A 22,209-nucleotide genomic window follows, 5' to 3' on the forward strand; every position below is an offset into this window, starting at 1 on the left:
ACCGGTCGGGTCCACGCGGCGGGCCGAACAGATGGGGTTGATGGCGATGAGCAGTGTGGCGGAGCGTGCGGCGACCACGCCGACGGCTTCCCGGCCGCGGCGGAGCAAGGCTGTGGTGCTGCAGGGGGCGGTGATCGCCCTCGGCTTCGTGATGCTGGTGGTCGGCTTCGCGGTGATCGCCGTGGACTACCGGCCGTACCGGATTCCGAGTGCTTCGATGACCCCGACCATCGCGGTCGGTGAGACGGTGCTGGCCCGCAAGGTGGACGGCGGGGCCGTCGGCCGCGGCGACATCGTGATCTTCCAGGACCCGGTCTGGGGGAACGCCGAGCTGATCAAGCGCGTTGTCGCAGTCGGCGGTGACACGGTGGCCTGCTGTGACAACGGACAGCGGCTCACCGTCAACGGCGTCGCGGTCGACGAGCCCTACCTCAGCCAGGGCACCGGCCCCGGTGACCCCTTCAGCATCACCGTGCCGGCGGGCAGACTCTTCCTCATGGGCGACTTCCGGGCCAACTCGCTGGACTCGCGCAGCCACCTGGAGATCGCCTCGGGCACGGTGGCCGCCTCCACCGTGAAGGCGCGCGTGGAGGCGACGATCCTGCCGATCGCGCGGGCCGGGGTGGACAAGCGCACCTCGGCCTTCGACGGCATCGGAGCACCGACCGCGCACGGACCGGGGCTGCTGCGACCGGCGGTGTACGCAATGGCGGTAGGTGTCTCCCTGGTGGTGCTGGCGTCCGGGATCGGCTCGATCGTCTCCCTGGTCCGCTGGACCAGGAGGCGCGGCAAGCGTTGACCTCAGCCGCGCCCCCACCCGAGCCACCTCCCCGCCGCCGTCGGCAGCCGGGGCAGCAGGGGCAGCGTGGGCGGCCGGACACTCAGCAACCAGTGCCATGGCGCGACGCTCGGCCGCCGGGCTCGGATCCGCAGGACGGAGGTGTACCCGGTGCCGGTGATCCGCCGCAGGGCCGCCAGGGTTCTGCTGCTGGACGGGGCGGACCGGATCCTCCTGCTCCACGGACTCGATCCCGCTGTCCCGGACGTCAGGTGGTGGATCACCCCGGGAGGCGGGGTGGAGCCCGGCGAGGACCTTGCGACCGCCGCTCTCCGCGAGCTCGCGGAAGAGCTCGGTGCGCTCGAGGTACGGCTGGGACCGCTGGTGGCGTACGGCACGACTGCTTTCTCCTATCAAGGGCAGCATTTCGAGCAGGAACAGTGGTTCCACCTGGCCCGGACCAGCCGGACGGACCTGGGCCTGGCCAGGAGCGGGGAGGAGGAGCACGCGACACTGCTGGGGGTGCGGTGGTGGACGCTCGCGGAGCTGCGGGCGACGGACGAGACCGTCTACCCGGCCGGGCTGGCCGGGTTGCTGGAACATCTGTTCACCGCTGGTCCGCCGGACCAGCCGGTAAGGCTCTGACAACAGGTGCCGTGGTCCACAATGGGGTGGACGTGACGAGTTGAGGGGACGCTTGGATGAGTGCCGAAGACCTCGAGAAGTACGAGACCGAGATGGAGCTCAAGCTCTACCGGGAGTACCGGGATGTCGTCGGTCTGTTCAAGTACGTGATCGAGACAGAACGGCGCTTCTACCTCACCAACGACTACGACCTGCAGGTTCACTCGGTCCAGGGTGAGGTGTTCTTCGAGGTGTCGATGGCGGATGCCTGGGTCTGGGACATGTACCGGCCGGCCCGTTTCGTCCGCAAGGTGCGGGTGCTGACGTTCAAGGACGTCAACATCGAGGAGCTGGCGAAGAGCGACCTTGAGCTGCCCTCCGACGACGCGACCTTCGGCAACTGACCCGCCGACCGTCCCGGCCGCACCGAGACTGACCGCATAGCTCCTGAGCTGTCCAGAGCTGAGGTGGTTTCTCACTCCTGTGAGTGACCTCGGTTATCCACAGGCCCTGGTTATCCACAGGAAATCGCTCCACCCTGGCCGCGCGGGCACCCCTCCGGCAACCTCCTGCCTCGGAGGTGACTGCCGTGCAGAAGAGTGGCAACAACGGCCTCGGCCGGTACGGGGAAGAGGTTGCGGCCCGCTGGCTGACCCAGGACGGCCTGCGGATCCTGGAGCGGAACTGGCGCTGCGCCGAGGGCGAGCTCGACATCGTCGCGTTGGACGGGGACACACTCGCAGTGTGCGAGGTGAAGACCCGCTCCGAACGCGGGTTCCAGAGTCCGACCCAGGCCATCGACCAGGCGAAGGCCGACCGCCTGCGTCGCCTGGCCGAGCGATGGCTCGACGAACGCTGGCCGATCCACTTCGATCGACTGGTCCGAGCAGTGGCGACGGGCCCGCCCGGGGCGGAGGTCCCCGGGGCCGATCCCACCGGGACGGAGCGTGCGGGTCCCGCAGCGACGGGCATCCCGCGGCCGGAGCCGGAGGGACCGGCCTCCGGTGATGTGCCCGGCCCGCCGGGCCGACCGGCGAAGACCTCGGGCCGGTCCAGGAAACCGCGGAAGCGCAGCCCCGCCAGGCCCACGGGAGGGCAGACCGCGGCGGCGGCCGCCTCGCCCACCCCGGGGCCGGTCCAGACCCTCCTCGTGCCTGCTCCGCCCGGCGGCGTACGGATCGACCTGGTCGCCGTGGTCAACCGGTTCAAGGGCGCGGCGCAGGTGGAGCACCTGCGAGGGGCGATCTGAGATGGCGTTCGCACGCACCTGCTCCGTTGCGCTGGTCGGTGTGGACGGGGTCGTCGTCGAGGTCCAGGCCGACCTCGAACCGGGGGTCGCCGCGTTCGCCTTGGTCGGGCTGCCCGACAAGGCGCTCAGTGAAGCCCGCGACCGGGTCCGGGCGGCAGTGGTCAACAGTGGCGAGGCCTGGCCTCAGCGCAAGCTCACGGTCGGCCTCAGCCCGGCATCGGTGCCGAAGGGCGGCAGCGGGTTCGATCTGGCTGTCGCCTGCGCGGTCCTGGCAGCGGCCGAGCGACTTCCCCCGGAGACGATCGCGGACCTGCTGATCATCGGTGAGCTCGGCCTGGACGGGAAGGTCCGACCGGTCCGCGGTGTCCTCCCGGCTGTGCTGGCCGCAGCCGATGCCGGCTACCGCCAGATCGTCGTGGCCGAGCAGACCGCCGCAGAGGCCTCCCTCGTGCCGGGTGTCTCGGTGCTCGGGGTCCGCAGCCTGCGCCAGCTGATTGCGGTGCTCTCGGGCGCACCGCCGCCCGACGAGGCACCCGGCATCGCGGCGGGTCAGCCGGACCCGATGCTGGCGGGGCTCCTCCTCCCGGGCATCGGTGTCCGAGATCCGGGCGGTGTGCGAGAGGTGGTGCCCGACCTCGCCGATGTGGCCGGGCAGTACGAGGCGCGCAGAGCGCTCGAGATCGCGGCTGCCGGCGGCCACCACCTGTACCTGAAAGGGCCGCCAGGAGCCGGAAAGACGATGCTGGCCGAACGGCTCCCGGGCCTGCTTCCGCCACTGACCCAGACGGAGGCGCTGGAGGTCACCGCCGTGCACTCGGTGGCGGGACTGCTGCCGCCGGGCCGCCCCCTCATCGCAACGGCGCCGTACTGCGCGCCGCACCACTCCGCCACGATGCCCGCCATCGTCGGTGGGGGCAGCGGACTACCGAGGCCGGGCGCGGTCTCTCTTGCCCACCGAGGGGTGCTCTTCCTCGACGAGGCGCCCGAGTTCTCCGTGCGCACCCTCGACGCGCTGCGTCAGCCCCTGGAATCGGGGGAGGTGATGATCGCCCGATCGGCGGGCTCCATGCGGCTGCCCGCGCGGTTCCTGCTCTGCCTCGCGGCGAACCCGTGCCCTTGTGGCCGCCACTCGATGCGCGGCGGCGGCTGCGAGTGCACGCCTTCGATGGTCAACCGCTACCAGGCGAGGCTGTCGGGGCCGCTCCTGGACCGGGTCGATCTCCAGGTCCAGGTGGCGTCCGTGACCCGCGCGGAGTTGCTCGGCGCCGACAGCACTGCGGAGAGCACCCGCGCGGTGGCCGCGCGGGTCGCCCAGGCCCGCGCCCGGGCGGCGGCCCGACTCGCGGATACGCCGTGGCGTACCAACGCGGAGGTACCCGGCTACGAGCTGCGCAGCCGCTGGCGGGTGGCGCCCGGTGCGCTCGCGGACGCCGAACGGGACCTCGAGCGAGGTCTCCTCACGGCCCGGGGCCTCGACCGGGTGCTCCGGGTGGCCTGGACGGTTGCCGACCTCGCCGGCCGACACCAGCCCGGCCGGCTCGACGTGCGGACGGCGCTGATGCTGCGCACCGGGGTGCAACGAGGGCTCCCGCTGGCAGACCGGGTGAGCCCCGGACTCGGAGACCCCGACACCGACCTGGGAAGCGAGAACTGAGCCGCTGAGCCGTCCCGGTCGGCCGAGGCTCGCTCCCTGCCCGGCCGGAGCGCCCGTCGACGGACCTGCTGGCGTCCCCGATCTGATCAGGAGGCAAGGGTGAACACAGACGCGGAGAGTGCGGAAGAAGGCCGCCCCCGCACGTCCACAGACCGCAGCACAGCTGCAGCCGAGGCTTCGGCGATCAGGCCGGTGGAGCCGGGCCACGAACCGGGAAGCAAGGGAGGCGAGGGAAGCGAGGGAAGCGAGGTGATGACCGGGCGCGGCCGTGAGACGGACAGCGAGCCGAACCCTCGGGCGGACACCGAGCCGGAGACGGGCCGGCCACCCGATGCCGCTCGGCTCAGGTCGGAACAGGAACGCCGGGCGCGGGCTGCTCTCACCCGGCTCATCGAGCCCGGTGACCCCGTGATCGGACGGTGGCTCGCGAGGATGAGTGCAGCCGCACTGATGGGGATGATCGGCGGGCGGTCCGACCATCCTCCGATCGATCCCATCGGGTCCCAGGGAGCGCGACTGTCGGCGTACAGGGCGCGGCTACCGTCCGTCGATCCTGACGCGGACCTGGACCGGGTGGCTGCCGCCGGTGGACGGTTCATCATTCCGGGCGACTCGGAGTGGCCGTCCCAGCTGAACGACCTCGGTGACGCCCGCCCCGTCGGCCTCTGGGTCCGAGGGACCGGATCGTTGCGTCTCCTGGCCCTGCGCTCCGTCGCCGTAGTCGGCGCACGAGCCTGCACCGCTTACGGTGCGCATGTAGCGGGGGAGATCTCCGCGCAGCTCGCCGAGCGAGGCTGGGTGATCGTCTCAGGAGCCGCGTACGGCATCGACGCAGCCGCACACCGCGGCGCGCTCGCCGCCGGGGGAATCACCATGGGAGTGCTCGCCTGCGGTGTTGACGTGGCCTACCCCTCCGGCAACAGCCAGCTGATCCGCAACATCGCGGAACAGGGCATCCTGCTCAGCGAGCTGCCGCCCGGAGAGCACCCCACCCGGTTCCGATTCGTGCTGCGGAACCGGGTGATCGCCGCGCTGACCCGCGGCACCGTGGTGGTCGAAGCGGCGGTCCGCAGCGGTGCGCTGAGCACAGCGCGGCGCGCCCGGGATCTCAACCGGCACACGATGGGTGTGGCCGGCCCGGTCACCTCCGAACTCTCCGCAGGCGTCCACGCCCTGATCCGTAGTGGTGCCGCCACCTTGGTCACCGACGCGGCCGAGATCGGGGAGCTGATCGGATCGATGGGTGAGGACCTTGCGCCGATCGGTTCCGGGCCGGTGCTGCCCCGGGACCTCCTCGAGCCCACCACGGCCCAGGTGCTCGAGGCCGTGCCGGCCAGTGCCGACGGAAGCCCCGTCGAGGTCCTCGCCCGTCGGGCCGGGCTCTGTACGGACGAAGTCCTCCAACGGTTGTACGAGCTGAGCTCGCTAGGCCACGTCGAGCGACACGGCGCGCACTGGAGGCTGGTACGAAGACGCTGACAGGCGCCAGGCCGATCGGATGCGACCGCGCAGCCGCACTGCGGTGATCGCGTAACCGCGCCGCGGCGGCCGTGCAGTGCCCGGTCGGCCGGCGCGTCGTTGAGTCTCTGTGCGCCGTGACAACGAACAGGCCACGCCCACCCGTCCGGATCACCGCCACCGGATCGGGGGACGACCGAGTGGCGGTAGCACAATGCAGTGATGCGATCACGCTACGCTCGCATCTGGCTTCCCTATCAGCACAGGACTCGGCAGAACGGCGCAGACCAACGCATGCCCACACACCGCCCCGGACACCGGGTGCCCGCTGACGCTCGGCCCTCGGAAGGGACGGTGGCCGAAACGCGCCCCACGGCCGAGCAGCAGCCGAAGGCCCCGGCGGTCCTGGGGCTGGCTCGCCAGGTCGTCCGTCCTCCGGGCCCACAGGGCATGGCTGTCAGTCGCCCCACCGGGCCGGACCAGGCGGCGGGGCGCCACGCCGTAGTCAGACCTGACCCGGGGGCTCATGCGTCCGAGGTGTCCGGTGTGTCCAAGGACCCCGGCGCGGGAGCCGATCTGCCCGGTGCCCCACCAGCGAGCAGGGTTCGTGTCACCCCGCAGTCGGGGCCAACCGCTGCCGCTCCTCGGCCCGTACCCACGCCTGCACCCACGCCAACGCCTTCACCCACACCCTCACCTCCGCCCGCGTCGGCCTCCCGCACGGGCCCCGAGGCCGCACCGGACTCGCCGCATCCGGCTGCTCCCGCTCCCCCTCCCGTCGCTGCTCCGCCCCCATCCTTCGCCGCAACCCCTGCCGCAACCCCTGCCCCGACACCGGCACCCACGCTCGGGCAGCAGGCCCGGTCGCGCTCCGTAGCGGAATCCTCGGCCTCGGCGGATCCGGCGTCTCCGGGTACACCCCCGCAGCCGTTGCCGTTGGTGTCTCAACCGGTGCCGCAGCAGACGCCGCCGTCGCCCCAGCCCCGGTCCGCACTGCCCCAGTCCGCGCTACCCGAGTCGGCGCCGCCGCAGGCTCCGCCGAGCGGGGCCAAGCCCCTCCCCGTGGCGGCCGAGCGGAGTGCGCTGGAGAAGCTGTGGCGCACGTACAAGGAGAGCGCCGACCCTCGGCTGCGGGAGCAACTGATCCTGCACTACTCGCCCTTGGTCAAGTACGTGGCCGGCCGGGTGAGCGTGGGTCTGCCTGCCAACGTGGAGCAGGCGGACTTCGTCTCCTCGGGTGTGTTCGGGCTGATCGATGCGATCGAGAAGTTCGACATCGACCGGGCGATCAAGTTCGAGACGTACGCCATCAGCCGGATCCGCGGTGCGATCATCGACGAGCTGCGAGCGCTGGACTGGATCCCGAGATCCGTCCGGCAGAAGGCCAAGGCGGTCGAGCGGACCTACGCGACTTTGGAAGCCAGACTGCGTCGTACGCCGCACGAGCCCGAGGTGGCCGCCGAGATGGGGATCACGCTGGAGGATCTACGCGCGATCTTCAGTCAGCTCTCGCTCGCCAACGTCGTGGCCCTGGACGAGCTGCTCCACCCGGCAGGTGAAACCGGCGACCGTCTCAGCCTGGTGGACACGTTGGAAGACACCGGGGCCGACAACCCGGTGGAGGTCGCGGAGGACCGCGAGCTGCGGCGTCTGCTGGCGACGGCCGTCAACACACTTCCCGAGCGGGAGAAGACGGTGGTGACGCTGTACTACTACGAGGGGCTGACCCTGGCCGAGATCGGTCAGGTCCTCGGCGTGACGGAGAGCCGGGTGAGCCAGATCCACACCAAGTCCGTGCTCCAGCTGCGTGCCAAGCTCTCCGACATGCGGTGACGGCGGGCCGGCGGGGCTCGGCCGGGTCGGAAGTGCGCGGCACCGTACCGGGAGCGGGCCGGGCTTCGTAGAGTTGTAGCGTGCCGAAGATCCGAGCGGCGACGGTGGCCGCGCATCGCCAGTTGCAACGAGCAGCCCTCCTGGACGCTGCCCGTTCCCTGCTGACCGAGGGCGGGGGAGAAGCCCTGACTTTTCCGGCGCTCGCCGCCCGGACCGGGCTCGCCCGCTCGTCGGTGTACGAGTATTTCCGTTCGCGTGCCGCCGTGATCGAGGCGTTGTGCGAGGAGGACCTGCCGCTCTGGGCGGCCGAGATCGAAGCGGGCATGGCGGCCTGCGATACGGCGGAGGCCAGGGTCGAGGCGTACGTCCGAGGTCAGTTGGCGCTCGCCGCCGACCCCCGGCACCGTGCTGTGGTGGCCATCTCCGAGCTGGAGCTGGACGATGCGTCACGTGAGCGGATCCGGGCCGCCCACACCGGGGTGGTGCGGCTCGTGCTGCACGCGCTGGAGGAACTCGGGCACGCCCAGCCGAAGCTTGCTGCGGCCCTGCTCCAGGGTGTGGTCGAGGCGGCGGTGCGCCAGCAGGAACGGATGGCGGCGGGGGCCTGTCCGGCGACGGTCGCCTCCGAGTGCGCGGAATCCGAGATTGCGGATGCAGCTGTCTCCCTCGCGTTGCGGGGCCTGTCGACCGCAGACTGAGCCGGTCCGGGGCCGAGCCTCCGGCGGAAGCCGACGTCGCAGCGCAGGCCCAGGCACAGGTCCAGGCGCAGGCCCCACGCAGGTCCAGGCGCAGGTCCGTCATCCCGCGGTGGACCCGGTTGTCGGTCGGACAGCAAGCGGTAGCAGGCGAGCCCGGCCCGCGCCGAACAGCGCCAGCGGATCGAGATAGCGGTCGCCACGCAGCAGGCCCCAGTGCAGGCAGACCGCTGCGCAGTGGCCTTCCGCGCCACCCGCCGTCGCAGCGGTCACCGTGCCGATGACCTCGCCCGCCGACACCGCTGTCCCGACCGGTACCGTGCCGGACACCGGAAGGTACGTGGTCCGCAGCGGCGGGCTACCGGAGCCGGGATGTTGCAGGGTGACCACCGGACGGCCCGCCACCATTCCGGAGAACGCCACCACGCCGGGCGCCGCAGCGCGTACCGCGACCCCGGCGGTCGCGTCGAGGTCGACGCCGCGATGCCCGGCAGCCCACGGGGCCGAGGGCGCCTCGAAGCCCCGGAGCAGGCCCGACCGCCCGCCGACCGGCCACGCCCGCCCGGAGCCGGTGGCCCCGGGCCCGGCCGCTGCGGGCCCGGTCGCTCCGGGCGGGAGCGCCGCCGCGGCAACCCACTCGAGCCCCACCGGCCCGATCCGCGCCGGCCCACCCGCGACCGGCCCACCCGCGACCGGCCCGCGCCTCAGCGGCCCGAGCGCCACTGCCCCGGTCCAGGGTGTCGTTCGAGCGGACGGGTGTTCCGGGACAGCCCGGGCCGTCCGAGGCTGCCCGGGGAGGGCCAGCACCGCGATGGTCAGTAAGAGCGCCACCAAGGCCGCCCGCCAACGCCGGTCGGGCGCGGGCGGCGGCATGGGCGGGCGGGTGCCGGTGGTCGGGGCGAGGGCGGGCGCGAGCAGGGTGCCGGTCATGGAGCGAGGTTCCCGACAACTGGATGTTCTGCACAGACCCACCCCGATTCCTGTGGACAACCCCGGCCTGTGGAAAACCCGCATCCCCCACTCGAGTGAACGTGCCCGGCCTCCACGATCAGCTGGCAACTGGCCACCCCGCCCCGCGCCCCCGCCCCGCGCCCCCGCGCCGCCCCCCGGGTCGCCCGTGCACCACCCCCGCACCGCCCCCGCCGCCGTCCCTTCGCCGACCCCGCCCCCGTACCGCCCTTGCACCGCTCCCGTCCCACCCCGCCGGCCCCCGGTCCGCCCCCGGTCCGCCCCCCGCTCCGACCGCCCCGCGAATCGGCCGGGGTCGCTCCTGGCTCGGCGCTTCCCGTACACTTCACACGCGACCCGGTCCGCCGGGTCGACTTCGCACGCCCCGCCACCGGTGGAGCAGCCGGCCCCGCGAGGGGGCGGCGAGGCCCCTCCGGTGCGAGTGCCGCTCGGTCCCCCGAGTCTGCGCAGCTTGTGGTTCCCGGCCCGTCAGGGCCGTGATCGCCGGCCTGCGGCCGCACGGCCGCCGCGCTGACGGAGGTGGCACGGCACGTTCGGGGCGTCAGGCGTGGCGGTCACCCGACCGGCACGGACAAACCGAGACCGACCCGGCGCAGAGCCCGCACCGTACGAGCCTTCCGGCGAGCACGGGCGGACGAGCCGGGCGCAACACCTGAGGAGCACGGCCATGGCCGTCGTCACGATGCGGGAGCTGCTGGAGAGCGGCGTCCACTTCGGTCACCAGACCCGTCGTTGGAACCCGAAGATGAAGCGTTTCATCTTCACGGAGCGCAACGGCATCTACATCATCGACCTCCTGCAGTCGCTGAACTACATCGACCGCGCCTTCGAGTTCGTCAAGGAGACCGTTGCCCACGGCGGCAGCATCCTCTTCGTCGGCACCAAGAAGCAGGCCCAGGAGGCCATCGCCGAGCAGGCCGCGCGCGTGGGCATGCCCTACGTCAACCAGCGCTGGCTCGGCGGCATGCTGACCAACTTCTCGACCGTCTACAAGCGCCTGCAGCGCCTCAAGGAGCTCGGCGAGATCGACTTCACGGATGTGGCCGGCTCCGGCCTCACCAAGAAGGAGCTCCTGGTCCTCCAGCGCGAGTACGACAAGCTGGAGAAGACCCTCGGTGGTATCCGCGACATGCAGCGCGTGCCCAGCGCCGTCTGGATCGTGGACACCAAGAAGGAGCACATCGCGGTCGGCGAGGCTCGCAAGCTGAACATCCCGGTCGTCGCGATCCTCGACACCAACTGCGACCCCGACGAGGTCGACTACAAGATCCCGGGCAACGACGACGCGATCCGCTCCGTCACCCTGCTGACCCGCGTGATCGCCGACGCCGTCGCCGAGGGCCTGAAGTCCCGCGCCGGTGTCGCCAAGGGCGACGCCAAGGCCGAGCCGGGTGCCGACCAGCCGCTGGCCGACTGGGAGAAGGACATCCTCGAGGGCCAGAAGGCCGACGAGGCCCCCGCCGCGGACGCCCCCGCTGCCGAGGCCGAGGCGCCCGCCGCCGAGGCTCCGGTCGCCGAGGCCCCGGCCGCCGAGGCCGAGCAGGCCTGACGTACCACAGGGTGAGGGGCGCCCACCGGGTACGTTGCCGGTAGGCGCCCCTTTCTCCCGTGCCGGGGCCGAACCAGCGGCCTCGGCACCATCCCACGCTGACACGCGAGACGTGAGAAGAGATCACACCATGGCGAACTTCACCGCCGCGGACGTCAAGAAGCTCCGTGAGCTCACCGGCGCCGGCATGATGGACTGCAAGAAGGCTCTGGACGAGGCCGAGGGCAACGTCGACAAGGCCGTCGAGCTGCTCCGCATCAAGGGCCAGAAGGGCGTTGCCAAGCGCGAGGGCCGCGACGCCTCCAACGGTGCGCTGTCGCTGGTCCTGGAGGGCGGCAACTCCGGTGTCCTGCTCGAGCTGAACTGCGAGACCGACTTCGTCGCCAAGGGCGAGAAGTTCGTCGAGGTCGCCGACACGCTGGCCAAGCACGTCGCCGTCAGCAAGCCGGCCGACGTCGAGGCCGCGCTCGCCACCGAGATCGAGCCGGGCAAGACCGTCCAGCAGTTCGTGGACGAGGCCAACGCCAACCTGGGCGAGAAGATCGTTTTCAAGCGCTTCGCCCAGTTCGACGGTGACGGCTTCGTCGCCGCCTACATGCACCGCACCTCCCCGGACCTGCCCCCGCAGGTCGGCGTCCTGGTCGAGCTCGACAAGGAGAACGCCGAGGTCGCCAAGGACATCGCGCAGCACATCGCCGCCTTCGCGCCGAAGTACCTCTCCCGTGAGGACATCCCGGCCGAGGACATCGAGAACGAGCGCCGCGTCGCCGAGGCCACCGCGCGCGAGGAGGGCAAGCCCGAGGCTGCCCTGCCGAAGATCGTCGAGGGTCGCGTGACCGGCTTCGTCAAGGAGAACTCGGTCCTCGAGCAGGCCTTCGCGAAGGACAACAAGAAGACCGTCGCCAAGGTCCTCGACGAGGCCGGCGTCACCCTCAAGCGCTTCGTCCGCTTCCGCGTCGGCGCCTGAGCCCTGTTCCCCCGCGCTTCCGACCTAAGGTAGGAGGCGCCGCCGCCCCACCGCGCGGGCGGCAGGAACACGCCGATCAGGCTCTCCGGTACCCCTTGGGGGCCGCGTCGGCACCATGAACGACGAGGAGGCCATTGCCGTGCAGGACACCGTACCGGTTCCCGCGGCAGTGGCCTCCTCGCGTGTACCCGCAGCTTCGGGGACCGCACACCCGGCACTGTGAGCAGCACATGCAGCCCTGCGCATCAGCAGGCGGAGAAGGAGAGGCCCATGCACCAGACGCAGGAGACCGCGCAGGACGGCAGCCGTCGGCGGGTTCTGCTCAAGCTGTCCGGTGAGGCCTTCGCCGGTGGCGGCGGCCTCGGTGTCGACCCGGACGTCGTGCACGCGATCGCCCGGGAGATCGGCACGGTGGTCCGCTCGGGCACCGAGGTGGCCGTGGTGATCGGCGGCGGCAACTTCTTCCGGGGCGCCGAGCTCCAGGTCCGCGGCATGGACCGGGCCCGCTCCGACTACATGGGCATGCTCGGCACCGTGATGAACTGCCTGGCGCTCCAGGACTTCCTGATCAAGGAAGGCATCGAGACCCGGGTGCAGACCGCGATCACCATGGGCCAGGTCGCGGAGCCCTACCTCCCGCTGCGCGCCGTGCGGCACCTGGAGAAGGGCCGGGTGGTCATCTTCGGTGCCGGTATGGGCATGCCGTACTTCTCCACCGACACCACCGCCGTGCAGCGTGCGCTGGAGATCCACGCCGAGGTCCTGCTGATGGGCAAGAACGGCGTGGACGGGGTCTACGACGCCGACCCGCGGACCAACCCCTCGGCGGTCAAGTTCGACGCGCTGGACTACACCGAGGTGATCTCGCGCGATCTGAAGGTGGCGGACCTGACCGCGATCACGCTCTGCAAGGACAACAGCCTGCCGATGCTGGTGTTCGAGCTGTTGGCCGAGGGCAATATCGCCCGTGCGGTGAAGGGTGAGAAGATCGGCACACTCATCAGCCAGGATTCCGCCCGGGCCTGAGAAGCGATCAGCCGTCCGGGGCACCGGTACGGAACAACAGCAGATGAAGCGGACAGGGAGCACACAGTGATCGAAGAGACCCTCCTCGAGGCCGAGGAGAAGATGGAGAAGGCCGTCGCGGTCGCGAAGGACGACTTCGCCGCCATCCGCACCGGCCGCGCGCACCCGGCGATGTTCGCCAAGATCGTCGCGGAGTACTACGGCGCCATCACGCCCATCAACCAGCTGGCCTCCTTCGCCGTGCCGGAGCCGCGGATGGCGGTCGTCACGCCGTTCGACAAGAGCGCGCTGCGCAACATCGAGCAGGCCATCCGCGACTCGGACCTGGGCGTCAACCCGTCGAACGACGGCTCCATCATCCGGGTGGTGTTCCCCCAGCTGACCGAGGAGCGCCGCAAGGAGTACATCAAGGTCGCGCGCGGCAAGGGCGAGGACGCCAAGGTCTCCATCCGCTCGATCCGCCGCAAGGCCAAGGACGCCATCGACAAGCTGGTCAAGGACGGCGAGATCGGCGAGGACGACGGCCGTCGCGGCGAGAAGGAGCTCGACGACACCACGGCGAAGTACGTGGCCCAGATCGACGAGCTGCTCAAGCACAAGGAAGCCGAACTGCTCGAGGTCTGACGGGAGACGCGCCCCCGCATCCCCGGCCTCCGGGGCGGGGGCGCTCCCCGCGGAACCTTTCGGCACAGCACCTCCGCACCCGCCGCTGCGGGTGGCCCCGACCCCGGTGCCCGGCCCTCGCCGGTCCGGCGGACCGAACGGGTCACTCGCAGCGCACTGCGGTGTACCAAGGGGGCACTGCGGCGCAGACTCAGTTCATGCCCTCTGTCCAGGAGACACCCGTGGCACAGCCCGACCAGCAGCCCCCCAAGCCGCGAGGCGGCCGCAACCTGCCAGCGGCGATAGGCGTGGGCGTCGGCCTCGGCGCGGTCATCGCCGCCTCGCTCTTCGTGGTGAAGGCGTTCTTCCTGGTGGTGGTCGCCGCCGCGATCGGGGTCGGGGTCTGGGAGCTGACCAGCCGGCTGGCGGAGCGCAAGGAGGTCCACGTCCCGCGGATCCCGCTGCTGGTCGGCAGCGTGGCGATGGTGGTCACCGGCTACTTCGCCGGGGTCCAGTGGGCCGCCGCCGTGTTCGCGCTGACCGGGCTCGCGGTGATGGTCTGGCGGATGAGCACGCCGCCGGAGAACTACCTGCGCGACATAACGGCGGGCATCTTCACCGCCTTCTACGTCCCGTTCCTGGCCACCTTCGTGGCGCTGATGCTGGCCTCGGACGACGGCTCCTGGCGGATCCTGCTCTTCCTGATCGTCACCATCTGCAGCGACACCGGCGCCTACGCGGTCGGCTACAAGTTCGGGCGCAACAAGCTCGCCCCGACCATCAGCCCCGGCAAGACCCGCGAGGGACTGGCCGGCGGCATCGGGCTGTCGATGCTGGCCGGCGCGCTGGTCATGCAGTACCTGATCGACGGCGGCAGCTGGTGGCAGGGCCTGATCCTCGGCGGCTGCGCGGCGGTCACCGCGACGCTGGGCGACCTCGCCGAGTCGATGATCAAGCGGGACCTGGGCATCAAGGACATGGGCACCCTGCTCCCCGGCCACGGCGGCATCATGGACCGCCTGGACTCCCTGCTGCCGACCGCCCCGGTGGTCTGGCTGCTGCTCACGGCCTTCGTCGGCAGCTGAGCCGGTCCCCCGCAGGCCGCGGGCCTGCCCCCACCGGAGCCCCGGGCGCCCGCCGTCCGGGGCTCGGGCTTTCCCCGGTGGGATCCGCCGCTCCGAGCGACGCCCCCCGCGCACCCGGTGGCGCTGCCTGCGGGCCGACCGCGCCGTACCGCGGGTCGGTAGGGTGCGGGGCGGGCGACAGGGGGCGAAGTGACGGATCGACGACGGGCGTTGGGACACGCCGGCTACTGGCTGGCCGTGGCGGCGGGCGCCGGGACGGCAGCAGCCGCGGTGGACCCGACGACGGCGGGAGCCGTCGACCCGGACGACCTGGTGGTTCCCGCCCTCGCGCATCTCGCGGCGCTGCTGTACGCCGGGTTGTCGGCGCTCGTGGCGGTCATGTGGCTGGTGGGATGGTGGCGGAGGAGGCCCGGCGGCCGGTGGGCCTGGGCGACCGCCCTGGTCTCCATCCTGGTCGCCCTCCCGGGCGCGGCGGGCATCGCGCTGGCACCGGCGGTGCCGGGCCCGTGGAAGCCGCCGGTCCTGGTCGTCCTCCTGGTGGTTCCCGTTCTCGGCCTGGTGGCGGCGTCTGGCGGCGCCGGGCCGTCCCGGGGGCCGGGGGGTCGGCCGGGGACGGCGGAGGACCGCCGGGCCGATGGCTCCGGCCCCGAGCGGGACACGGACCAGCGCCGGCGATCTGAGACACTGGACGGACCATGCCTAAGCCCGGAGAACTGACCTTCGTCGCGCCGCGCGGCGCCAAGCCCCCGCGACACCTCGCCGACCTCAGCCCCGCCGAGCGCAAGGAGGCCGTCGCCGAGCTGGGCGAGCAGCCGTTCCGCGCCAAGCAGCTGTCCAACCACTACTTCGGCCGGATGTCGAACGACCCGGAGAGCTGGACGGACATCCCCGCCGCGAGCCGCCAGAAGCTCACCGAGAGCCTGCTGCCGGACCTGATGTCGGTGGTGCGGCACGTGTCCTGCGACGACGACACCACCCGCAAGACGCTCTGGAAGCTCTTCGACGGCACCCTGGTCGAGTCGGTCCTGATGCGGTACCCGGACCGGGTGACCATGTGCATCAGCTCGCAGGCCGGGTGCGGCATGAACTGTCCGTTCTGCGCCACCGGCCAGGCCGGGCTGACCCGCAACCTGTCCACCGCGGAGATCGTCGAGCAGATCGCGGCCGGGATGCGGGCGCTGAAGGACGGCGAGATCCCGGGCGGTGAGGCGCGGCTGTCCAACGTCGTCTTCATGGGCATGGGCGAGCCGCTGGCCAACTACAACCGGGTGCTGGCCTCGATCCGCCGGCTCACCGACCCGGCGCCGGACGGGTTCGGCCTGTCCCAGCGCGGTATCACCGTCTCCACCGTCGGCCTGGTCCCGGCCATGAACCGGCTGGCGGACGAGGGCCTCAGCTGCCGGCTGGCGCTGTCGCTGCACGCCCCGGACGACGAGCTGCGCGACGAGCTGGTCCCGGTGAACACCCGCTGGAAGGTCGCCGAGGTGCTGGACGCGGCCTGGAACTACGCGGAGAAGTCCGGCCGGCGGATCTCGATCGAGTACGCGCTGATCAAGGACATCAACGACCAGGCCTGGCGCGCCGACCTGCTCGGCCGGCTGATCAAGAACCACCGGGTGCACGTCAACCTGATCCCGCTGAACCCGACGCCCGGCTCCAAGTGGACGGCCTCCCGTCCGGAGGACGAGCGCGAGTTCGTGCGCCGGCTCCAGGCCCACGGCGTGCCGACCACCGTCCGCGACACCCGCGGCCAGGAGATCGACGGCGCCTGCGGCCAGCTGGCCGCGGCCGGCTGACGGGGCCTGCCCGCGACCGACGACATGACCCGGTCCACCGCCCTACGGGGTGGCGGACCGGGTCATGTCATTGGATCACCGGGTGGTCAGGTGGTCAGCGCCCCGGCCGCGAGCAGGGCGGTCAGGCCGCCGGTCGCCAGCAGGACCGTTCCGGCGGCCACCGTGCGCAGCGCCACCGCGCCGACCAGCAGGCCGGGGGCGGTGCCGAGCCGGAGCAGATCGCCGGTCACCTCGCGGCGGGCCGCCCGGATCTCGATCAGCCGGAAGACCACCGCGACCGCGGCGCAGCCCACCAGCAGAACGCCCTCGGCGGCGGGCAGCATCTCGGCGGTGCCGGGGTGGCCGGTCCACTGGCGGGCGGCGGTGAGCACCACGGCCAGCGTCAGCGCGAGGACGGCGAGCGGGGCGCCCAGCCGGTCCGCCTGGGCGGTGAGCCCGCGGCCGGCCAGCAGCCGCAGCGGGGTGGGCCGGCCGAGCGCGAGCAGCCGCCCGGCCAGCGCGAGCAGCGGGGCGGTGAGGACGGCCACCCCGACGGCGGCCAGCGACCAGCCGACGAGCAGGGCCGCGCTGGCGGAGCCGAGGCCGGCCGGCAGGTCGATCGGCCGGCCGTCCTGGGCGGCGCCGGGGCGCAGCCCGTACAGCTCCAGGGCGAGGCCGATGACGGCGAGGCCGAGCGGCAGGGCGATGCGCAGCGGGTGGAACGACGGCAGGGCGCTCTCGGCGGGCCGGCCGGGCAGCCGTTCGGTGGCGTCGACGGCGCCTGCGGCGGCCAGGCCGCCGGCCAGCGGTACCAGGGCGAGCAGGGTGACCGGTGCGGCGGCCGGGAGCGGGGTGCCCATGCCGAGGTCGGCGGCGAGCGAGGCGTCGGCGATGTCGTTGCGCAGGACCAGGAAGGCCAGCAGGGCGCAGCCGCTGCCGACGACGCAGGCGAGCGCGGTCTCGCCGGCGATCAGTGCGCGGATCCGCCGGGTGCCGGCTCCCGCCGCGGTGAGCCCGGCGATGCGTTCGGGGCGCTGGACGGGCAGTGCGCGGGCGGTGACGGCGGCGAGCCAGGCGACCGCGGCCATCGGCGGCAGGCACCAGAGCAGCCGGGGGAGGGAGGCCCCGCCGGGGTCGCCGAGTGCGCGGCCGAGCGCGCGCAGCAGGAAGGCGGCGAGTACCGCGGCGGCGGCCGCGGTGAGCAGCCAGCGGCCGAGGTCGAGGGCGCGGTAGCCGCGGGCCAGTCTGAGGTAGAGCACGGCTGTCCCCTCAGTGCCCGGCCGGGACCGCGGAGGCGCCGCGCGGCGCGACCGCCGTGACGGGACCGGTGAGCCGGCCGTCGACGAGGGTGACCGTGCGGTCGGCGTAGCGGGCCAGCTCCGGGTCGTGGGTGGCGAGCACCAGGGTGAGGCGGTGGGAGCGGGCGGCGCTGGCGAGTATCCGCAGCACCTGGTCCTGGGCGTCGCGGTGCAGGGGTGCGGTGGGCTCGTCGGCGAAGACCACGGTCGGCAGCGGGGCCAGGGCGCGGGCGACCGCGATCCGCTGGCGCTGGCTCTGCAGGAGTTCGGCGGGCCGCCGGGCGGCGCAGTCGCCGACGTCCAGGCGCTCCAGCCATTCGCCCGCGGCGCCGTGGGCGGCCTTGTGGCCGGCGCCGGCGAGCAGCAGCGGCAGGGCGACGTTCTCGCGGGCCGTCAGCTCCGGTACCAGGTGCGGCTCGGAGCCGACGAAGCCGAAGCGTTCCCGGCGCAGCCGTTCGCGGCCGGCCCGGGAGAGGGTGTGCACCGGTCCGCTGTTGAACCAGACCTCGCCCTCCTCGACCGGGAGCAGCGCGGACAGGCAGCCGAGCAGGGTGCTCTTGCCGGAGCCGCGGGGGCCGGTGACGGCGAACACCTCGCCCTCCCGGACGCCGAGCGAGACGCCGCGCAGGGCGGGGGTGCCGTGGTGGGACTTGACGATCCCCCGGGCCCACAGCACGTCGTTGTCAGGCGGGGCCGCTGACATGAGGTTCCATCCTGATGGCTGCGCAGGGATATGACAGTCGTCAGATTAGAACGACCGGGACGCTCCGTGGTTGCGGCACACTGGCCCATCCAGGGGCAAAAGGTGCCTATCCGGCGTGTTGGGGCCGGAAATCGATGCGGAGTCGCCCCGGACCCGCCGCCGGTGCGGTACGGGAGGACACCGCAGGGCGGTCCCGGAGGCCGGGACCGCCCTGGCGGCGGAGGGTGGGGGGAAGGTCAGAGCTTGGCCCACGCGTCGGTGAGGCTGGTCCGCAGGATCTGCTCGATCTCGTCGAAGGTCGACTGGTTCGAGATCAGCGGCGGCGCCAGCTGGACGACCGGGTCGCCACGGTCGTCGGCGCGGCAGTACAGGCCGTTGTCGAAGAGCGCCTTCGACAGGAAGCCGTAGAGCACGCGCTCGACCTCGTCGTCGTTGAACGACTCCTTGGTGACCTTGTCCTTGACCAGCTCGATGCCGTAGAAGTACCCGTTGCCGCGGACGTCGCCGACGATCGGCAGGTCGCGCAGCTTGTTCAGGGTGCCCAGGAACGCGGACTCGTTGTCCAGGACGTGCTGGTTCAGGCCCTCGCGCTCGAAGATGTCGAGGTTGGCCAGCGCCACCGCGGAGGAGACCGGGTGGCCGCCGAAGGTGTAGCCGTGCAGGAAGGTGTTGTCACCCTTGTAGAACGGCTCCGCCAGGCGGTCCGAGATGATCGTGGCGCCGATCGGGGAGTAGCCCGAGGTCATGCCCTTGGCGCAGGTGATCATGTCGGGCTGGTAGCCGAACTTGTCGGCGCCGAACATGGTGCCCAGGCGGCCGAAGGCGCAGATGACCTCGTCCGAGACCAGCAGCACGTCGTGGCGGTCGCAGATCTCGCGCAGGCGCTGGAAGTACCCGGGCGGCGGCGGGAAGCAGCCGCCGGCGTTCTGCACCGGCTCGACGAAGACCGCGGCGACGGTGTCGGCGCCCTCGTTGAGGATGGCCACCTCGATCTCGTCCGCGCACCAGCGGCCGTAGGCCTCCGGGTCCACCGTGCCGTCGGGGCCGGCCAGGAAGGCCGGGGCGCGGTAGATGTTGGTGTTCGGGGCCTTGTGGGTGCCCGGCACCAGCGGCTCGAACGGGGCCTTCAGGCCCGGCAGGCCGGTGATCGACAGGGCGCCCTGGGGGGTGCCGTGGTAGGCGACGGCGCGCGAGATGACCTTGTACTTGGTCGGCTTGCCGGTCAGCTTGAAGTACTGCTTGGCGAGCTTCCAGGCGGTCTCGACGGCCTCGCCGCCACCGGTGGAGAAGAAGACCTTGTTCAGGTCGCCCGGGGCGTAGTTGGCCAGGCGCTCGGCCAGCTCGACGGCCTTGGGGTGGGCGTAGCTCCACACCGGGAAGAAGGCGAGCTCCTTGGCCTGCTTGGCGGCGGCCTCGGCCAGCTCCTCGCGGCCGTGGCCGGCCTGCACCACGAACAGGCCGGCCAGGCCGTCGAGGTACTTCTTGCCCTTGTCGTCAAAGACGTAGGTGCCCTCGCCGCGCACGATGGTCGGCACGGGGGAGTTCTCGTACGACGACATGCGGGTGAAGTGCATCCACAGGTGGTCGTAGGCGGTCTTCGAAAGGTCCTTCTGTGCCGGGTCGGCGCTCATCGGGTGCCCCAGGTGTAGGTCTGTTTCCGGAGCTTCAGATAAACGAAGCTCTCGGTGCTCCGCACGCCGGGAAGGGCGCGGATGCGCTTGTTGATCAGTTCGAGCAGGTGCTCGTCGTCCTCGCAGACCAGCTCGGCCAGCAGGTCGAACGAGCCTGCGGTGCAGACCACGTAGTCGACCTCGTCGAGGGCGGCCAGCGCGTCGGCGACGGGTTCGATGTCGCCTTCGATCCGGATGCCGACCATCGCCTGACGGGTGAATCCGACGGTGAGCGGGTCCGTGACGGCGACGATCTGCATCACGCCTTGATCGAGCAGCTTCTGGACCCGCTGGCGCACGGCCGCCTCGGACAGGCCGACGGCCTTGCCGATGGCGGCGTACGGGCGGCGCCCGTCCTCCTGGAGCTGCTCGATGATCGCCTTGGAGGCGGCGTCGAGGGGAACGCTGGCGTTCCGGTCGCGGTTGGCCACGTCGCCACTGTGCCCGATCGGCCGCGGTCGTGCAACCCCATGCGCTGCTGATTTCGTCGCTGTTTCGAAAAAACAGTGCGGATTGCGTCGTACTTGCTCGAAAGACCTGCCGATAACGCCAGCTCTCGCGGTAGCCTGGGGTGGTACACGCGGAGGCGTGAACACGTCCAAAAGGGAACGCCGGACCTGCCGTTTCGTCAGGTCCGCCCCGCGCGGCGCCGGAGTACCCTGGCGCCGGAACTGCAACGCCGCAGGCCAGACCGTAGGAGAGACCCGTGAGCGAGCTTCGTACGCTGCGCAACTACATCAACGGTGAGTTCGTCGATGCGGCTGACGGCCGCACGCTCGACGTGATCGACCCGACCACCGGCGAGGCGTACGCGACGTCGCCGCTGTCCGGTGCGGCCGACGTCGACGCGGCGATGGCCTCCGCCGACGCCGCGTTCCCGGCCTGGCGCGACGCCACCCCGAGCACCCGGCAGAAGCTGCTGCTGAAGATCGCCGACGCGGTCGAGGCGCGCGCCGACGAGATCGTGGACGCCGAGTGCCGCAACACCGGCAAGCCGCGCGGGCTGACCCTCTCCGAGGAGATCGGCCCGATGGTCGACCAGCTGCGCTTCTTCGCCGGTGCCGCCCGCCTGCTGGAGGGCAAGGCCGCGGGCGAGTACATGGACGGCATGACCTCGATCGTGCGCCGCGAGCCGGTCGGCGTCTGCGCCCAGGTCGCCCCCTGGAACTACCCGATGATGATGGCCGTGTGGAAGTTCGCCCCGGCCATCGCCGCGGGCAACACCGTGGTCCTCAAGCCGTCCGACACCACCCCGGCCTCCACCGTGCTGCTGGCGGAGATCATCGGCGGCGTGCTGCGCGACCTCGACCTGCCGGCCGGCGTCTTCAACGTGATCTGCGGCGACCGCGAGACCGGCCGCCTGATGGTCGAGCACGCCACCCCGGCGATGGCCTCCATCACCGGTTCGGTCCGCGCGGGCATCCAGGTCGCCGAGTCGGCGGCCAAGGACGTCAAGCGGGTCCACCTGGAGCTCGGCGGCAAGGCCCCGGTCGTGGTCTTCGAGGACGCCGACATCGCCGAGGCCGTCGAGGGCATCTCGGTGGCCGGCTACTTCAACGCCGGCCAGGACTGCACCGCCGCCACCCGGGTGCTGGTCCACGAGTCGATCCACGACGCCTTCGTCGAGGCGCTGGCCAAGGCCGCGGCCGAGACCAGGACCGGCGGCATCGACGACGAGGACGTGCTCTACGGCCCGCTCAACAACGCCAACCAGCTGAAGCAGGTCTCCGGCTTCATCGAGCGCCTCCCGGCCCACGCCAAGGTCGAGGCCGGCGGCCACCGGGTCGGCGACAAGGGCTACTTCTACGCGGCCACCGTCGTCTCCGGCCTGAACCAGGACGACGAGATCATCCAGAACGAGGTCTTCGGCCCGGTCATCACCGTGCAGAAGTTCTCCGACGAGGACCAGGCCGTCGGTTACGCCAACGGGGTGGACTACGCCCTGGCGTCCTCGGTCTGGACCAAGGACCACGCCCGCGCCATGCGGATGTCGCGCCGCCTGGACTTCGGCTGCGTCTGGATCAACACCCACATCCCGCTGGTCGCCGAGATGCCGCACGGCGGCTTCAAGAAGTCCGGCTACGGCAAGGACCTCTCCTCGTACGGCTTCGAGGACTACACCCGGGTCAAGCACGTGATGACGGCCATCTGACCCGGCCGCCGGCACACGCTCCACGGGCGCGGGGCCCGCGACCGTCCACCCTCCCGGGGGTGACGGGCGCGGGCCCCGCGCCCGTCCCGGGGTTTCCTCTCAAGAGGTTGGCCAAAACGCC

At 71.8% G+C, this 22,209-nt stretch carries 21 protein-coding genes; 16 read left to right on the forward strand and 5 right to left on the reverse strand.

Annotation, left to right across the window (positions count from 1 at the left end):
* Positions 1–40 precede the first annotated feature (40 nt).
* The 8 genes from lepB (at position 41) to AC2TEW_RS30650 (ending at position 8,294) form a co-directional block, all read left to right on the forward strand.
* Positions 41–799 (forward strand): signal peptidase I, encoded by a 759-nt coding sequence (gene lepB, locus AC2TEW_RS30615; RefSeq protein WP_484626595.1) that lies wholly within the window; start codon positions 41–43, stop codon positions 797–799.
* A 150-nt stretch (positions 800–949) separates the two neighbouring features.
* Positions 950–1,423, forward strand: coding sequence for an NUDIX hydrolase (locus AC2TEW_RS30620; RefSeq protein ID WP_484626596.1), 474 nt, complete (start codon positions 950–952; stop codon positions 1,421–1,423).
* A gap of 56 nt (positions 1,424–1,479) precedes the next feature.
* Positions 1,480–1,806 (forward strand): DUF2469 domain-containing protein, encoded by a 327-nt coding sequence (locus AC2TEW_RS30625; RefSeq protein ID WP_033824620.1) that lies wholly within the window; start codon positions 1,480–1,482, stop codon positions 1,804–1,806.
* Between the two features lie 185 nt (positions 1,807–1,991).
* Positions 1,992–2,651, forward strand: coding sequence for a YraN family protein (locus tag AC2TEW_RS30630; protein ID WP_484626597.1), 660 nt, complete (start codon positions 1,992–1,994; stop codon positions 2,649–2,651).
* A gap of 1 nt (position 2,652) precedes the next feature.
* Positions 2,653–4,305: a YifB family Mg chelatase-like AAA ATPase gene (locus tag AC2TEW_RS30635; RefSeq protein WP_484626598.1), complete on the forward strand. Its 1,653-nt coding sequence runs from the start codon at positions 2,653–2,655 to the stop codon at positions 4,303–4,305.
* A gap of 252 nt (positions 4,306–4,557) precedes the next feature.
* Positions 4,558–5,784 (forward strand): DNA-processing protein DprA, encoded by a 1,227-nt coding sequence (dprA, locus tag AC2TEW_RS30640; protein ID WP_484626619.1) that lies wholly within the window; start codon positions 4,558–4,560, stop codon positions 5,782–5,784.
* A gap of 972 nt (positions 5,785–6,756) precedes the next feature.
* Positions 6,757–7,596: an RNA polymerase sigma factor WhiG gene (gene whiG, locus AC2TEW_RS30645; RefSeq protein ID WP_484626620.1), complete on the forward strand. Its 840-nt coding sequence runs from the start codon at positions 6,757–6,759 to the stop codon at positions 7,594–7,596.
* Positions 7,597–7,676: 80 nt separating this feature from the next.
* Entirely contained in the window at positions 7,677–8,294 is a 618-nt protein-coding gene (locus AC2TEW_RS30650; RefSeq protein WP_484626599.1) for a TetR/AcrR family transcriptional regulator, read from the forward strand.
* 99 nt (positions 8,295–8,393) lie between these two features.
* Here AC2TEW_RS30650 and AC2TEW_RS30655 read toward each other — a convergent pair whose 3' ends face one another.
* Positions 8,394–8,939: a murein hydrolase activator EnvC family protein gene (locus AC2TEW_RS30655; RefSeq protein WP_484626600.1), complete on the reverse strand. Its 546-nt coding sequence runs from the start codon at positions 8,937–8,939 to the stop codon at positions 8,394–8,396.
* A gap of 988 nt (positions 8,940–9,927) precedes the next feature.
* Here AC2TEW_RS30655 and rpsB point away from each other — a divergent pair.
* The 7 genes from rpsB to rlmN all read left to right on the forward strand — a co-directional run bounded on the left by rpsB (position 9,928) and on the right by rlmN (position 16,286).
* A complete protein-coding gene (gene rpsB, locus AC2TEW_RS30660) occupies positions 9,928–10,809 on the forward strand; it encodes a 30S ribosomal protein S2 (RefSeq protein ID WP_484626601.1) in 882 nt (293 codons plus the stop codon).
* A gap of 130 nt (positions 10,810–10,939) precedes the next feature.
* Entirely contained in the window at positions 10,940–11,776 is an 837-nt protein-coding gene (gene tsf, locus AC2TEW_RS30665; RefSeq protein ID WP_033822811.1) for a translation elongation factor Ts, read from the forward strand.
* A gap of 270 nt (positions 11,777–12,046) precedes the next feature.
* Positions 12,047–12,802 carry a UMP kinase gene (gene pyrH, locus AC2TEW_RS30670; RefSeq protein ID WP_033822810.1) on the forward strand — a complete coding sequence of 252 codons (756 nt, stop codon included), beginning with the start codon at positions 12,047–12,049 and terminating at the stop codon, positions 12,800–12,802.
* 66 nt (positions 12,803–12,868) lie between these two features.
* Positions 12,869–13,426 (forward strand): ribosome recycling factor, encoded by a 558-nt coding sequence (gene frr / locus AC2TEW_RS30675; RefSeq protein WP_033822809.1) that lies wholly within the window; start codon positions 12,869–12,871, stop codon positions 13,424–13,426.
* Positions 13,427–13,623: 197 nt separating this feature from the next.
* The gene (locus AC2TEW_RS30680; protein WP_484626602.1) at positions 13,624–14,490 is read left to right on the forward strand and encodes a phosphatidate cytidylyltransferase; all 867 of its coding nucleotides are present in this window, start codon (positions 13,624–13,626) and stop codon (positions 14,488–14,490) included.
* 189 nt (positions 14,491–14,679) lie between these two features.
* Entirely contained in the window at positions 14,680–15,207 is a 528-nt protein-coding gene (locus AC2TEW_RS30685; RefSeq protein WP_484626603.1) for a hypothetical protein, read from the forward strand.
* Entirely contained in the window at positions 15,186–16,286 is a 1,101-nt protein-coding gene (rlmN, locus tag AC2TEW_RS30690) for a dual-specificity RNA methyltransferase RlmN (protein WP_484626604.1), read from the forward strand. The genes AC2TEW_RS30685 and rlmN overlap by 22 nt, the downstream gene beginning before the upstream one ends.
* A gap of 86 nt (positions 16,287–16,372) precedes the next feature.
* Here rlmN and AC2TEW_RS30695 read toward each other — a convergent pair whose 3' ends face one another.
* From AC2TEW_RS30695 to AC2TEW_RS30710, 4 genes are all read right to left on the reverse strand, one after another.
* A complete protein-coding gene (locus AC2TEW_RS30695; RefSeq protein ID WP_484626605.1) occupies positions 16,373–17,524 on the reverse strand; it encodes a hypothetical protein in 1,152 nt (383 codons plus the stop codon).
* A gap of 10 nt (positions 17,525–17,534) precedes the next feature.
* The gene (locus tag AC2TEW_RS30700) at positions 17,535–18,266 is read right to left on the reverse strand and encodes an ABC transporter ATP-binding protein (protein ID WP_484626606.1); all 732 of its coding nucleotides are present in this window, start codon (positions 18,264–18,266) and stop codon (positions 17,535–17,537) included.
* A 236-nt stretch (positions 18,267–18,502) separates the two neighbouring features.
* Positions 18,503–19,897, reverse strand: coding sequence for an aspartate aminotransferase family protein (locus tag AC2TEW_RS30705; RefSeq protein WP_033822805.1), 1,395 nt, complete (start codon positions 19,895–19,897; stop codon positions 18,503–18,505).
* Positions 19,894–20,367: an Lrp/AsnC family transcriptional regulator gene (locus tag AC2TEW_RS30710; RefSeq protein ID WP_033822804.1), complete on the reverse strand. Its 474-nt coding sequence runs from the start codon at positions 20,365–20,367 to the stop codon at positions 19,894–19,896. Before AC2TEW_RS30710 ends, AC2TEW_RS30705 begins: the two co-directional genes overlap by 4 nt.
* Positions 20,368–20,642: 275 nt before the next feature.
* Here AC2TEW_RS30710 and AC2TEW_RS30715 point away from each other — a divergent pair, with 275 nt between their 5' ends.
* Positions 20,643–22,088 carry a gamma-aminobutyraldehyde dehydrogenase gene (locus tag AC2TEW_RS30715; RefSeq protein WP_484626607.1) on the forward strand — a complete coding sequence of 482 codons (1,446 nt, stop codon included), beginning with the start codon at positions 20,643–20,645 and terminating at the stop codon, positions 22,086–22,088.
* Positions 22,089–22,209: the final 121 nt, after the last annotated feature.

It is taken from the genome of Kitasatospora sp. NEAU-CNBT7 (assembly GCF_057220535.1).